Origin of the sequence: Sulfurospirillum sp. UCH001 (genome assembly GCF_001548035.1) — a bacterium.
GTDB lineage: Bacteria > Campylobacterota > Campylobacteria > Campylobacterales > Sulfurospirillaceae > Sulfurospirillum.
Genome location: NZ_AP014723.1, coordinates 1,570,406 through 1,585,282, shown reverse-complemented (window position 1 = coordinate 1,585,282; position 14,877 = coordinate 1,570,406). Strand labels below are relative to the sequence as shown.

The following is a 14,877-nucleotide window of genomic DNA, read 5'->3' as shown; positions in this document are numbered from 1 at the left end:
GCTTTACCCCAAAAGAAGGAGAATTACGAGCGGAATTGATTGAGTTTATTGTTAAGATTTTCAGCCAAACGGGAGAGGTGGTCTGCCGCTGCTGCGATTTCTTCAACACTTCTTGCATTTTGAGAGGTGAGGGTGTTGATGTTTGAAACCATATCCACGATTTTATCAGTATCTTGTGATATTTTTCGTGAATTTTCAGCACTTGTAGTGACCGCACTAACACTTTCTTGCATCACTTGTGTTGTTCCTAAGATGGTCGTTTCAACGCCATTCGAAACATCAGAGAGTCTTTGAATGTTTTTAGCGTTTCTTCCCATCTGCTCAGAAGAATCTACAATGGATTGTACAATGATATTGATGGTTGCGTTAATCTCAGTCAATGATGTTTGTGTTCTCTCTGCCAATTTTCTAACTTCATCAGCAACAACCGCAAATCCACGTCCATGTTCTCCTGCACGTGCCGCTTCAATAGCCGCATTTAAAGCAAGAAGATTCGTTTGGTCAGCAATATCAGAGATAACAGTAAGGATTTGTTTGACTTGTTCAGCATCGTGGCTCATCTGCTCGAGTTTATGAGCAAGTGCCGTTTCGGCTTGACTTGCTGATTCAACTTCATTACGAAGTGTGATGACTTCATTTTTTGCACTATCTAGTCTATTTCCCGCAATTGCAATGCTTTGTTTCATATTGTCAGACAGTGTTGCTGTTTCTTGAACAAAGGTTTTAATTGTTTCAATTTCTTGAATAGTATTTGCAACGATGCTTGAACTTTGCTCTGCATTACGACCTATTTGCATACTAGTGGTACTTAGTTCATGTGAAACAGAGGCATTCTCACTAGACGAGGCTTTTGCATCAACGATGGTATGTTCAAGGGTTACAATGAGTTCATTAAAGCTATCGACCATCTCTTTAATTTCATTTTGTTTGTCATAATTGATGCGAGAATTCAAATCTTTATTGCGTACAAAATTACCAATGCCATCACGTACAAGATGAACACCATTCATGATGTTATTGCGGATAAGAACGCTAATGAAGATAGTAGAACCAATAATAATAAGAGAGAGAATAATCAACATATAATTTGCATTTTGTTTTGCATCTGCAGCACTAATCGCTGAATTTTTCGCAATTTCTGCATTATAAGACATATGCGAATCAAGAGCTGCCGTGAAATTTTTTAATGTTGGTCTACTTTTGTTGAGTAAAATCCCAGCTTCTGATTTATGTCCTGTTTCAGAAAGCTTCATTACTTCTTGTGCAATTGCTGTATATTGCTTAAAGGTATCGTTGTCTTTGTTTAACAACTCTTTATCCTTCGCATCTGTAAGCATAGCTTCATAGTCTTTTAATGCTTTAGCAATTTCATCCAGGGCTTTTTTGACACCTTCTGCTGTTTTTGCATTGGTTTCTTTATCTTCTTGGGAAATATGCTCCCATAACACAAGACGAAGTCTAAGCGCATTTACAGTGATATCATTAAGAGCGAGAATACTTGGCAATGAGTTGACGTTACTATAATTTGTTTGATCATAAACTTGATCCATTTTTTTCATACTGATACCAAATATCGTACAAGTACCGATAATTGCGATGGCCAACATAACCATCAGTTGTTTAGATATTGTCATAGTAGACTCCTTTTGTGCTGATTTCTCATTCTAAACTCATTTTCCTAATAAAATATTTAAAGATATTTTGTAAAGTGTTGAAACATTCGATAAAGCTCTTTAATGTGTAAATCATAACACTCTATCGTTGTAAATGAGTTGTATTCGTTTAGGCAATATTGATGAAAAACTGGTATGATAACGTTTTTCAATTTGACAAAGGAATGACACTTTATGTTAGAACTTATTATGCTCTTTTACCTTGTATATCTTATTATTAAACTCTATGCTGCATTTATGGAAATTGGCTATGTGATGAAAGCACGTGGTCAAAAAGCGATTATTCTCTCTCCATCGAATTATCTCAAAGCTGCCGCTTATAAAATAGCTTCACAAAAGCTTTTAATATTGACAACATTTTTTGATTTTGTTCTTTTCTTTGGTTGGATAACATTTGGACTCTCTTATCTTGACACTACTATAATGATTGAGAATGAAGTAGTGCGATCGGTTGCGTTTATTATGAGCTTTATTGCAATCAACTATCTTCTATCACTTCCTTTTGATCTGTACCATACCTTTGGATTAGATAAGAAATTTGGCTTTTCTACGATTGATGTAAAGACTTTTGCCTTAGATCAAATAAAATCAGCATTGATGTTTATTCTGTTTGGTGGAGCTTTTTTTGCAGCAATGAGTGCTATTGTAATGGCATATGAATATTGGTGGTTTTTTGGTTTTTTATTTGCGTTTGTCGTTATTTTATTTATCAATATGATTTATCCTATTGTTATTGTTCCACTTTTTAACAAACTTACTCCGCTTGAAGATGAAAGCCTTAGAAGCTCTATTGAAACACTTTTGGAAAAGGCAGGGCTTAAAAGTAGTGGCGTTTTTAGTTTAGATGCTAGTAAACGTGATAATAGACTCAATGCTTACTTTGGTGGTCTTGGGCGTTCTAAACGCGTTGTATTATTTGATACACTTATCGCTAAACTTGAAAAACATGAATTGCTTGCAGTTTTAGGACATGAATTAGGGCATTTTAAACACAAAGATATTCTTAAAAACATTGCATCTAGTGCTTTGATGCTTTTTATTATGTTTGCACTTTTTGGCAATCTTCCAGAAGAGCTTTTTGACTCCTTGCATATGAACAAATCTGCAGGTAGTATCATGGTTCTCTTTCTATTGCTCTCACCACTTGTTTCATTTGTCTTAATGCCTTTATTTGGGTTATTAAGCCGTTATAATGAATACAAAGCGGATGAATATGGCAGTGAATGTGAAAGTAAAGAGGCTCTCTCATCTGCTCTTGTAAAGCTTGCTGATGAAAATAAGAGTTTTCCATTCTCTCATCCATTAACCATTACATTGTATTTTACGCATCCACCATTGACGGAGAGATTGAAAAAACTGGGAATGCAGTTTAATGAAGGAGAAGCTCTTGCACATTAAAGAGCTTTTGTCATATAGCGCAGAGCAATTACGAGAAGTAACTGATATTCCTCAAAAAGAGGCGATGATTTTGTTAGCTCATGTATTAGGTTGTGAAACGAGTTGGATTCTCACTCATAGTCATAATGAAATAAAACTTGATGAGCATTTTTTTGAGTTACTCAAACGTCGTGTTAGTCATGAACCGTTAGAGTATATTTTAGGAAAAGCTAGTTTTTACGGTAAAGAGTTCAATGTTGATTCTCGCGTGCTGATTCCTCGCCCTGAGACAGAAATTCTTGTTGATAAAGCAGTAGAACTTGCACGAGAATTACCTCAAAATGCTCATATCGTTGAAATTGGCTGTGGTAGTGGAATTATCTCCATCATGCTTTCTTTATTGCTCCCAGATGCAAAACTGACAGCCGTTGATATTTCTATGGATGCACTAAATGTCAGTAAACAAAATGCACAGAAGCATGGCGTTGACAAAAATATTACATTTATTGAAAGTAGCTATTTGGATAATGTTGATGGAAATATCGATATGATTGTCTCAAATCCTCCTTATATTGCAAATGCTGAACCTTTAGGTATTGGACTTTCATATGAGCCATCTTTAGCACTCTATGGTGGAAGTAGAGGGGATGAAATGTTATGCCATATCGTTGATCTTTTCCAAGAACGAAAAGCAAAAGCACTTGCGTGTGAAATGGGGTACGACCAACGTGAACCTATGCGTCTGTATGCACAATCAAAAGGACTCGAAATAGAGTTTTATAAAGATCTTGCAAGTTTAGATCGTGGATTTTGGATTAAGGAGAAAAAATGAGAAGTTTAACCGTAATTTATTTAGCAATACTTGGTATTGCCATAGGAGTTGAAATTGCAGCAGGTGCATTTGTTGCCCCTGTAATTTTTTTCCCACAAAAGTATTTGGGAGAGGGTGTATTAACACATTTTCAAAGTGGTATTTTAATGACACAAGTCTTTTTAAAGATGAATCTTCTCATCGGGTTTGTAGCACTGTACAGTATTATTTATGAAGTGCAAGTTTTTATGATGCGAAAAAATTATGATTTCTTTTCATTCATCGCTTCTATTCTTGTTATCATTTTAACAGGTCTTTTTTTATTTTACTATACGCCATTTATTGTTCATGCGCAACAATTAGGTGCTCTTGAAACAACAACAGAAGCATTTGCCACAATGCACAAGCAAAGTGAATGGGTCATGAAAGCTTTGATGTTGGCTCAATTTGGACTGTTAGTAAGAAGAGGTTTATTAAGTCAAAAGTAGAGGAAGAAGCTTTTAGCTTCTTCCTCTTCGCATAGAAGAAGAGATAGAGGGGTTATTAATCCATTTGGTGTCTGATATATGTTGGGATATCAAGATAATCATCTTGTCCCTCATAGCCACCACTTACTTTTTTCATGCGTAAAATACGCTCTTTTTTGATTGATTCTTGATTGCTATTAAGCATTTTAAGCTCTTTTGCTGCTTCAATTTTATTTTCAAATCCTGTCGCAACAATTGTTACACGAACAGAATTTTCTTCCATATCTTCGCTGGTCGTTGTACCAAAAATAACATCAGCATCTTCATCTGCACAATCAAGAATAAGTTGCATAGCATTGCTAATCTCTGTAATAGGGTAACTAGGTGGAATGTGGAAGTGTACAAGCACTCCAAGCGCACCGTTGATAGACATATTGTCAAGAAGAGGAGATTCGATAGCACTTTTAATAGCTTCCATAGCAGCATCTTCACCGGTACTTTCGCCAATACCCATAAGTGCCATACCTCTGTGACTCATAACGGTTTGTACGTCAGCGAAGTCAACGTTGATATCACTTTGTCCAGATGAAAGAACAACTAAACTCATACCACTAACAGCACGACTTAAAACGTCATCAACAATTTTAAAGCTGTCTTTGATACCAAATTTTGCATCGACAATCGCAAGAAGTTTATCGTTAGGAATAATAACGATAGAATCACTCTCTTTACGAAGCTCATTAATACCAAGTTCAGCAAGTTTAGCTCTTTTTTTACCTTCAAACATAAAAGGACGTGTAACAACAGCTACTGTTAAAGCACCTACTTCTTTAGCCGCTTGAGCTACGACAGGTGCTGCTCCTGTTCCAGTGCCCCCACCAAAACCAGATGCAATAAATACGATATCTGCTTTTTCTAACGAACTTTTAATTTCTTCATAACTCTCTAATGCAGACTCTTTACCAATTTCAGGGCGCATACCTGCACCAAGACCTTTTTTACCAAGTTGAATTTTTGTTTTAGCCAAGCAGTTTTCAAGGGCCTGAGCGTCTGTGTTTGCCGCAATAAGATCGATACCACCAATACCTTCTCTTACCATGTGGTTAATCATATTACCACCACCGCCGCCAACACCGATAACTTTGATTTTAGCTCCGTAAACACATTTTGATTCTTCTATGCTAAATCCGTTCATACCTCGTACCCCTCTTTAAAATAATTGTGTCAGTCTATTCCATAGTTTTGAGCCAAAACCCTCACTATTTTCTTCCTGAATATTTGCAAGATCTTTTAATTTTTCCTTTGCATTATTATCAGAAGCAGGAAGTGTTCCAACTTCGCCTTCTTCAACGTCTTCAACGTCATCAAATACTTCTTGATGATGATGTCGCGTTGTCGGTTCTATTGTCTCATCTTTATATCTTAATTTTTTATTAGAATCAATCTCATAAGGTGTAAAGTGACCTCCACCGTATAACACAAGACCAATTGCTGTTGAATAGCTTGGATCTCTGAGTGTCTCAAAAAGTCCGTCCATCTCTCTTGGTTTGGCAATCCTGATTGGAACATTGTCGAAAATTGCAGATGCTAATTCTCTAATACCATCCAATTTTGTCATTCCACCTGTTAACACGACACCTGCGCCGATTTGTTCTTTAAAACCACTGTCTTCGAGTGTTTTTGCTAGAATCATAAGTGTTTCTTCAACCCGAACATAAATAACGTTAGAAACAATATTGAGTGATACCTCATGGGTTGAACCATCATCCCCTATAACAGGAAGTTCAATAAGTTCATTGGAATTGCTTTTAAGTGAACCATAGTTAATTTTAATCTCTTCGGCTGCACCAAGTGGTGTATGAAGTGCAGTTGAAAGATCATTCGTAATGTTCAGCGAGCCAACACCCAAGTAGTCATTGAAGCGCATTGAATTGCCAGCGTGAATCATGACATTACAGGTAGCGCCACCCATGTCGATAACGGCAACACCTAATTCTCTTTCATCATGGTTTAAAACAGCGATTGCTGAAGCGTAACATCCAAGAACGATATTGTCAATTTCAACACCTGCTGATTTGACAGCTTTTTTAAGATTGCTGAGTGATGATTTTTGAGCGGTAATAATATGAACTTGTACTTCTAAACGAGCACCATTCATTCCAAGTGGATCTTCAATAAACTCTTGATCATCAACTTTAAAGTTATATGGAAGTACGTGCAGTTTTTCATACTCGTTTGGGATATTTGCATTATGATCTGCCATTTGCATAGCACGATTAATCTCTTTGATGCCAATATCGCGGTTTGGAATGTTGACAATACCACTACTATCAACACTTTTCGTGTAAGCACCAGAGATTGAAACAATCACTCTCTCGTACTGTGTACCAGCGACTCTTTTTGCATCATTGAGTGCATTACGAATCGATTTTGAAGCAAGGTCAATATTGGTAATAATACCTTTTTTAAGACCTTGAGATTTTGCAATACCTGCGCCTAAAATCTTGACGTCACCATCATCGTTTTTTTGAGCGATAATAGCGCAAATCTTGGTTGAACCAATGTCGATACCTAAAATCGTAGTGCTCAACTATTTTCCTTTGTAGTATTGCTCGACTTTGTATGCAGTAGCGAGCTTTTTAATAAGATTTTGGTTTAATTCAGCTTGTTTCACTTGTAAAACATTTTCACTAATCATACTAACATACTGCTTAGCCTTGTCCTTATTAAGCAACTTTTGTTCCAAAATCTCGTAAACAATGGCTTTCCCATCAATAACTTTATAACCTTTTTTTGCAGTGTTATCAAAAACGTGACTTAAAAACTCTGCACTTTTAGCTTCACTAAGTCCTGCAATTGATTTTACTGAATCTCTACTAACAAAACCAATATCACTACCTGCAAAGTTTTCAAGCTTTGCTTCAGCTTTCTTTTCTAAGGCTGTTTGTTTCAATTCTTCCAAAAGATCACGACTTGCATCTTTTTTTGCCATTTCATATGACATAGGCTCTGGGAATTTAATCTCTTTTACTTTAATAATGACGTAACTATCTTTAATAACAACAGGTTTTAGGACTTCATCTTTTGCTGCAACTTGGATTTTATCAAGTGGGAATGTTGTATCGTCGTCATAAATAACTTTAGTTTCGCTTGGAGCAGTTTCACCTTTTTTGAAAGTAAGGAAAGCTTCTAATGCATTTTTCTTATCATTTTTTAGTCTTAAATCAACAATGACTTTAGACTTTGCTTCAGCAAATGTCATCAATTTTCCATCTTCAAATTTGTAGTTATGTTTTTCTTGTGTGTAAAATTCTTCAAGTGTTTTGTCATCAAATTTTGTTTGAGATGCAGGAAGATTAAGAAGCTCAAGGGTATAACTTTTTTTAGTCAAGTAATTTGATTTATTTTTTTCCCAATACGATTTAATTCCTTCTTCATTGGTTGTTACTTCATTAGCATCAAGTGTAACTGCTGCAATAGAAAGACGATCTTCCATAAAGAAAGCAGAGGTAAAAAGATCGATCTCTTTTGTGGATGGTGCTAATTTGAAAAAGTTTTCAAGTTTACTATTTAAAATTTCTCTTTCAAGACCATTCTCATAGTCGCTAGGGTTAATACGATTTGATTTAAGGATAGAATAGTAAAGATCTTTATTGAAAACGCCATCGCTTTGGAAATTTGGATTGTTGATAAGGCGCTCTTTAACATCCTCTTTTGTAGCGACAAGACCAATTTCATCGGCATAATTTAAAAGAAGTGTTTGATTGACCAATGTGTTCATAACAATCTTATTCAGACCCATTTGCTCAGCTTGTTCTTGAGTAAGTTTTCCGCCTAGTAGGTTGTTGTAGAAGTTGTAGTGGTTTGCATAAGCAGATTGAAATTCTTGCACAGAAATAGTTCGGTGACCTACCTTAGCAACAGATGCAGCACGATCTCGATTTAGATCATAAGCTCCCCATCCCACAAAACCAGCGCCAACAAACGCTATTGTGCTAATCCAGATAGTGACGACCAGGTATTTTTTGTGACGTTGCATCCACGTAATCATTCTTGCCCTTTGAGAACTTTGTATTTTGCTATAATTCTATCTACATAGTTATTAAATAACCATAAATCGCGTGAAACTCCTAACAAAAAAAGGCAAAATGTAACAATGAACACAAAAATGTTAATTGAGGATGATTTAAAGCATATATGGCATCCGTGTACGCAGATGAAAGACCACGAGACACTTCCACTTATCCCGATTAAAAGTGGGAAAGGGGTCTATTTGCATGATTTTGAAGATAACCGTTATATTGATGGTGTTAGTTCATGGTGGGTCAATCTTTTTGGACATTGCAACCCGTACATTAATCAAAAAGTTAAAGAGCAATTAGAAACACTTGAACATGTTATTTTTGCTGGTTTTACGCATGAACCAATTATTAAACTTTCTAAAAGGCTATGTGCCTTAGCGCCTTATGGTCTTGAAAAATGTTTTTATGCTGATAATGGCTCAAGTGCGATTGAAGTAGCCTTGAAAATGAGCTTTCAATACCACAAAAATAGAGGAGAAAAACGACCTTTCTTTGTTTCTTTGGAAAACAGTTACCATGGTGAAACTATTGGAGCTCTCGCTGTTGGTGATGTTAAATTGTATAAAGAAGTTTTTGAAGATATTCTTCTGCAAACGATACAAACGCCTGTTCCAAAAGATCAAAGTGAGCAAAGTGCTATTGTGGCAGCTCAAGCGTTAGAAACAATTTTTAAAGAAAAAGCGGGGCAAATTTCAGCATTTATTATTGAGCCATTAGTACAATGCTCTGGCGGAATGAATATGTATCATCCACTCTACATTTCACTTGCTCGCAAACTGTGTGATACATACGGCATTCACCTTATAGCCGATGAAATCGCTGTTGGCTTTGGCAGAACAGGTAAAATGTTTGCATGCGAACATGCCAATGTTAGTCCTGATTTTATGACACTTTCAAAAGGACTAACAGGAGGTTATCTACCCCTTTCTGTTGTATTAACCACGCAAAAGATATATGATGCTTTTTATTGTGACTATGCCGAATTTAAGGCGTTTTTACACTCTCACAGCTACACCGGAAATCCTTTAGCGTGCAGTGCAGCTAACGCAACACTTGATATCTTTGAAAATGAGTCTATTTTGGAGCAAAACCAAACAAAAATTGCATTGATTGGTTCTAAATTAGAACGTTTTAAAACTCTCCCAACTGTGAATAAAATTCGTCAAACAGGAATGATAGCAGCGGTTGAATTACAAGAGTACCCTCTGGATTTTCGTGTAAACTTGAAGATCTTTACCTATGCCCTAAAAAAGGGTGTTATCTTGCGTCCTCTTGGGAATGTTATCTATTTCATGCCACCTTATGTCATTACACATGAAGAGATTGAAAAAATGATGGACGTTGCGTATGAGGCGATTGTAAGTCTTGGTTGAGTATAATAGAGCCATTTTAAGCAAGGAAACGCAGTGAACATACCCCATATTCCCGTACTTTTAGAAGAAGTAAAAGAGGCATTTTCTGGCCTTAAAGAAGGGTTTATTGTGGATTGTACACTGGGGTATGGTGGGCATAGTGAGGCTTTGTTAGAACAAAATCCTCACATTAAGCTTATAGGGTGTGACCAAGATGAAGAGGCGTTAGCATTTAGCAAAAAAAGGTTAGAGCGCTTTGGTGATCGTGTTATATTTCATCATGGCAATTTTGCTTCTGTTCTTTCACAATACACTGATCTTCCCATTCGTGGCATTCTTGCTGACATTGGTGTTTCATCCTTGCAACTTGATAAAAAAGAGCGTGGATTTGCGTTTGATTCTGATGTGTTAGATATGCGTATGAATCCACAGCAAGAATTGAGTGCTTACGAAGTAGTCAATCACTATTCTAAAGAAGAATTAGAGTTTATTTTGCGTGAGTATGGTGAAATTCATGAGTATAAAAAATTGGCACAGCTTATCTGTGAAGCAAGAGCTAAAGAGCCTTTGCACAGTGCAAAAGAACTTTCAAAAATTGCTGAAAAAGTTGGTGGGAAAAAGACTATACACCCTTCAACACTTCTTTTCCAAGCCATTCGTATTGAGGTCAATAACGAATTAGGTGTTCTTACAGAACTTCTTGAAAGCATCAAAAATGCACATTTTGAGCATTGTATCGTAGGGATTATCTCGTTTCATTCTTTAGAAGATCGCATTGTAAAACAGACATTTAAGCTTTGGTCCCAAAACTGCATTTGTCCAGCACACGTGATGCGTTGTATGTGTGGAAATAACCATGCCTTAGGTAAACTCATTAGTAAAAAACCGATTGAAGCAACTAATGCTGAAGTGAAAAAGAACCCAAGAAGTCGTAGTGCTAAGCTTCGTGTCTTTGAAATTAAGAGGGCATAATGGAAGATAAAAACGAACTACTTGACCAATATGATGCCGAACAGAAGGTTGAAAAAAACCTTGATTTTCGTTTTTTATTGCTTGTGTACATGGCGATGTTCGTTGCTTTTTTGGTCATACTCCCTAAAATTTATATCAAAAATCAAATCTACTATATGAGTCGAGATATTAGTAAGCTGTATGGTGAGTACTCAATTCTTAAAGAAGAGAACCGCGTTTTAAAACAAAATTTGGAAAATATTCGTTTCAAAAACCAGATTTTAGACACCATTTATATCGAATAGTTTTAAGTCCAATTAGGAGTTGTAATGCCAAAAGAGATGCTATTTTTAGCTATTTTAGCGATATTTTGTATTGGACTGTTTGTCTTTGGGCTTTGGATTAAAGCCATTTTGAAAGAAAAAACATATGAGTTAGTTGACCTTAGAGCTAAAAATGAACAATTAAGTTCTGAAAATTTAGCCCTTAATATGCAAAGTGCAAAACTTCAAGCAGAGCTGAATGCTCAAAAAGAGGGCAATCAAAAGCTCAAATTTGATCTTGAAGAACAAAGTAAAAAACTAGAACTAAAACTCAATGCCATCATGGAACAGCATTTAGAAAAGAAGCTTCAAAAACTCGATGAAACATCGACAAAATCACTTGAAACACTTTTAAAACCTTTTAAAGAAAATCTTGATAACTTCAAAAAAAGTATTGAAAATTCACAAGAAAACAGTACGAAAAAATTCGCTGAACTTTCTAAAGAGATTGAGTTGGTCGCAAGAGCAGGTATGAACATCTCTAAAGAGGCTGAAAATCTCACGAAAGCACTGAAGGGTAAAAAACAGAGTCAAGGTAGCTGGGGAGAGATGATCTTGGAGAGTGTTTTGGAGTATTCCGGTCTTATAAAAGGAGTCCACTACGAAACGCAAGAAAGCTATAAAGATGAAGAAGGGCGTATTAAACGTCCTGATGTTGTCATTAAACTTCCACAAGATCGTACCATTATTATTGATTCTAAAGTTTCACTCAACAGTTATGATGAGTTTATAAGAACTGAGAGTGAAGAAGAAAAGCGTATTGCTTCAAAAGCCCTTATGCAGGCTTTTCGTGAACATATTGATATCTTGGATAGTAAAGATTATGCTCACTACAAACAAGGGACTTTGCAGTATGTGTTTATGTTTGTTCCTATTGAAGGTGCATTTTCTGTTGCTATCAATGAAGACCCAAAACTCTATGAGTATGCCCTTCGTAAGCACATTGCCATTGTCAATCCTTCGACGTTAACAGTTTCACTGCGTACCATCTATCTTTACTGGCAAAGTGAACAGTCTAGTACTTTAGCAACAAAGCTTTTTGATGAAGCGGGGAAAATGTATGACAAAATGGTCGGTTTTGCTGAAAGCTTTAAACGAGTGGGTACACAGCTTCAAACCCTTAACAACAGCTATGAGAATGCTCAAAAACAGTTAACTGAAGGTACGGGTAACATCTTAGGCAGGGTTGAAAATTTAAAACGTTTAGGGGCGAAAGCTACTAAAAACCTTAAAGATGCTAAGCTGGAATACCAAGACTTCAATACAGACATTGAAGAAGTAACTCTTTTAGAGGATAAAACAGAAGAATAACTTGATAACAGTGTTGATGATTTAGTCAAATCGTGTTACAATCCCTTTGTTTAAGGTATCTGTCGTTACACGCCTCTATGTTAGGAGAGTAGCTATGAAAAACACGAAACGATATACATTCACATTTAGCATTATAACCTTGATTATTGGGTTAGCAGGGTTTCTTTCTTTCTCTCTTATTGGGCATAATTATCTACAAAGCTCCAAAAATTCTTACAGCATGATTCAAAAGCGTAATGCTGAAGTCCGAAAAAACATTATCGATACTATTTCCAATTCTCTGCAAAGAACTTCAGCGCATTTAACGGTTCTCGTACACAGCCAACAAGATGATGACTTGTTTGCTTCAAAAGAAATCTTTACACGTATGATGTGGGAGATGCTACTTTCTGATGATAAGATTGCGAGTATCTATATAGCTGACAAATTTGGCGATTTTTTTCAAGCAAGGCGTACGCCAGATTTTGTCATGCGTACGATTGATAGAAGAGTAAAAAAACCTGTTGATGAATGGGCTTATAAAAATAATGATTTTGATACAGTGCGCCTTGAATATAAAGAAGCAACATACGACCCTCGTGAACGAACATGGTTTAAAGAGGCGACTTCTCATAAAAATTATTATTGGTCCGAACCGTATGCTTTTGCTTCAACGAATGAGATTGGTATCACTGTGGCTTATCCTTTTTTCAATGAGGATGGAGAAAAGATAAAAGTAGCGGGTATTGACTTGACAATTGCTTCCATTACAAAATTACTGCAAGAACAAAGTAAAGTGATTGATGGACCTATAGTTATTGTAAATCCACATGGCGATGTAATAGCGAGTTCTTTGCCTTCTCAAGAGTCAAAGATAAAGATTGAGCAGCTTCCAAAAGAGATAAAAGCATCTTATGAACAGTTTTTAAATGGAACCAAACGTGGGCGTGTTCAAAATGCACATAATGAAAATTATCTTTTTGCTTTTTCTGAATTTCCTGCTGATTTTGGTAAACAGTGGTATATCGGAACATATTTAGAAGAGAAAAAGGTAACACATGAGATAGATGAGATTGCGATTGAGACGATTTTTATTTCGCTTCTTATTATGGCGATGATCATTGTTGTGACGTGGTTTGTACTAAGGCATATTATCATTCAGCCTGTGGATCTACTAAAAAACATGAGCGATAGTGTCGCTGCAAAACAATACGATGCGGTTCATCATATCAAAACGCGCATCAAAGAATTTTATGCACTGAGTCATTCGATGGTGTTGATGGCACGTTCTATCAAAACGCATGAAAAAGCGCAAGAGAATTTGATGGAGTCTTTTATAAAACTGATCGCAAGTGCAATCGACGAAAAGTCACCTTATACGGGTGGACATTGTGAGAGAGTTCCTGAACTGGCTTCTATGTTAGCAGAAGAGGCGAATAAAAGTGAAGAGGGTATCTTTAAAAAGTTTCATTTCCGAAATGAGAATGCATGGCGAGAATTTCGTATAGCGGCTCTTTTGCATGATTGTGGCAAAGTGACAACGCCAGAATATGTCGTCGATAAAGCAACGAAGCTAGAGAGCATTCATAACCGTATTCATGAGATTCGCACGCGTTTTGAAGTGCTGCTGAGAGATGCACAAATTGCTTATTTAGAGGGACTCTTAGAAGGAAAAGAGGATAAAGCGTTATTACGACAAAGACGCATAGAGGCTGAAGCGAAACTGTTTGATGATTTTGCGTTTTTAGCAGAATGTAACATTGGTGGTGAATTTATGGATGCCAAAAAAATAGAATGCCTTAAAGAAATAGCCGCTATAACATGGACATGTCATTTTGATGATAGGCTTGGTATGAGCGAAGCTGAACATAAACGCCTTAAAGAGATTGATGCTAAACCTTTGCCGTGTCAAGAAAGACTTTTAGAAGATAAACCAGAACATTTGATTGTTCGTTCACATGAAATAGATGAACATATCTATTCAGAGCTTGGTATTACGATGAAAATTCCACACTATTACAATAATCTAGGTGAACTTTACAATCTTAGCATTACAAAAGGAACCCTTAACGATGAAGAGCGCTATAAGATCAATGAACATATCATTATGAGTATTCGTATGCTTTCTGAGCTACCTTTTATGGATAATCTTAAAAAAGTACCAGAATACGCCTGTGCGCATCATGAAACGATGAAAGGAACAGGTTACCCTAGAGGGCTTACTAAAGAGCAAATCTCGTTACCTGCGCGTATTATCGCTATCGCAGACATTTTTGAAGCACTCACGGCTAATGATCGCCCATACAAAAAAGCTAAAACCATTTCAGAGGCAATAAACATACTGTACTCGATGAAAAAAGATCAGCATATTGATGGCGATCTTTTTGAGCTTTTTTTAAAAAGTGGTGTTTATATGAAATACGCCCAAATGTACCTTAGCCCTGAACAGATAGACGAGGTGGATATAACTCAATATCTCTAAACAGTTGTGTTAAAACACCTTACATTTTTTGTTTCATCTTGACACAAGTAACGAAGCGTTAGAATGTCA

At 36.3% G+C, this 14,877-nt stretch carries 12 protein-coding genes; 8 read left to right on the top strand and 4 right to left on the bottom strand.

Going from position 1 to position 14,877, the window contains the following annotated elements:
* Nucleotides 1-23: 23 nt before the first annotated feature.
* Nucleotides 24-1,634, bottom strand: a complete 1,611-nt coding sequence (locus tag UCH001_RS07920) for a methyl-accepting chemotaxis protein (protein ID WP_067176624.1) — start codon at nt 1,632-1,634, stop codon at nt 24-26.
* Nucleotides 1,635-1,847: 213 nt separating this feature from the next.
* Between UCH001_RS07920 and UCH001_RS07915 the strand changes: the two genes are divergently transcribed.
* Genes UCH001_RS07915 through UCH001_RS07905 form a run of 3 tightly spaced genes read left to right on the top strand, consistent with a single transcriptional unit; the run spans nt 1,848 to nt 4,349 of the window.
* Entirely contained in the window at nt 1,848-3,071 is a 1,224-nt protein-coding gene (locus UCH001_RS07915) for a M48 family metallopeptidase (RefSeq protein ID WP_067176621.1), read from the top strand.
* Nucleotides 3,061-3,882, top strand: coding sequence for a peptide chain release factor N(5)-glutamine methyltransferase (prmC, locus tag UCH001_RS07910; protein WP_067176619.1), 822 nt, complete (start codon nt 3,061-3,063; stop codon nt 3,880-3,882). The genes UCH001_RS07915 and prmC overlap by 11 nt, the downstream gene beginning before the upstream one ends.
* Nucleotides 3,879-4,349, top strand: coding sequence for a DUF4149 domain-containing protein (locus UCH001_RS07905; RefSeq protein WP_067176616.1), 471 nt, complete (start codon nt 3,879-3,881; stop codon nt 4,347-4,349). The genes prmC and UCH001_RS07905 overlap by 4 nt, the downstream gene beginning before the upstream one ends.
* Before the next feature lie 55 nt (nt 4,350-4,404).
* Here the strand turns inward: UCH001_RS07905 and ftsZ are convergent, their stop codons facing one another.
* From ftsZ to UCH001_RS07890, 3 genes are read right to left on the bottom strand one after another with little or no spacing between them, the layout of a single operon-like run.
* Nucleotides 4,405-5,523: a cell division protein FtsZ gene (gene ftsZ, locus UCH001_RS07900; RefSeq protein ID WP_067176613.1), complete on the bottom strand. Its 1,119-nt coding sequence runs from the start codon at nt 5,521-5,523 to the stop codon at nt 4,405-4,407.
* A gap of 15 nt (nt 5,524-5,538) precedes the next feature.
* Nucleotides 5,539-6,918, bottom strand: coding sequence for a cell division protein FtsA (gene ftsA / locus UCH001_RS07895; RefSeq protein ID WP_067176611.1), 1,380 nt, complete (start codon nt 6,916-6,918; stop codon nt 5,539-5,541).
* Complete coding sequence (locus UCH001_RS07890) at nt 6,919-8,379, bottom strand: SurA N-terminal domain-containing protein (protein ID WP_067176608.1); 1,461 nt, start codon at nt 8,377-8,379, stop codon at nt 6,919-6,921.
* Between the two features lie 105 nt (nt 8,380-8,484).
* Between UCH001_RS07890 and UCH001_RS07885 the strand changes: the two genes are divergently transcribed.
* The 5 genes from UCH001_RS07885 to UCH001_RS07865 all read left to right on the top strand — a co-directional run bounded on the left by UCH001_RS07885 (nt 8,485) and on the right by UCH001_RS07865 (nt 14,808).
* Nucleotides 8,485-9,783: an adenosylmethionine--8-amino-7-oxononanoate transaminase gene (locus tag UCH001_RS07885; protein WP_067176605.1), complete on the top strand. Its 1,299-nt coding sequence runs from the start codon at nt 8,485-8,487 to the stop codon at nt 9,781-9,783.
* A 33-nt stretch (nt 9,784-9,816) separates the two neighbouring features.
* Nucleotides 9,817-10,734: a 16S rRNA (cytosine(1402)-N(4))-methyltransferase RsmH gene (gene rsmH, locus UCH001_RS07880; RefSeq protein WP_067176603.1), complete on the top strand. Its 918-nt coding sequence runs from the start codon at nt 9,817-9,819 to the stop codon at nt 10,732-10,734.
* The gene (locus tag UCH001_RS07875) at nt 10,734-11,018 is read left to right on the top strand and encodes a hypothetical protein (protein ID WP_067176601.1); all 285 of its coding nucleotides are present in this window, start codon (nt 10,734-10,736) and stop codon (nt 11,016-11,018) included. Before rsmH ends, UCH001_RS07875 begins: the two co-directional genes overlap by 1 nt.
* A gap of 24 nt (nt 11,019-11,042) precedes the next feature.
* Entirely contained in the window at nt 11,043-12,347 is a 1,305-nt protein-coding gene (gene rmuC / locus UCH001_RS07870; protein ID WP_067176598.1) for a DNA recombination protein RmuC, read from the top strand.
* A gap of 94 nt (nt 12,348-12,441) precedes the next feature.
* Nucleotides 12,442-14,808, top strand: a complete 2,367-nt coding sequence (locus UCH001_RS07865; protein WP_067176596.1) for an HD domain-containing phosphohydrolase — start codon at nt 12,442-12,444, stop codon at nt 14,806-14,808.
* Nucleotides 14,809-14,877: the final 69 nt, after the last annotated feature.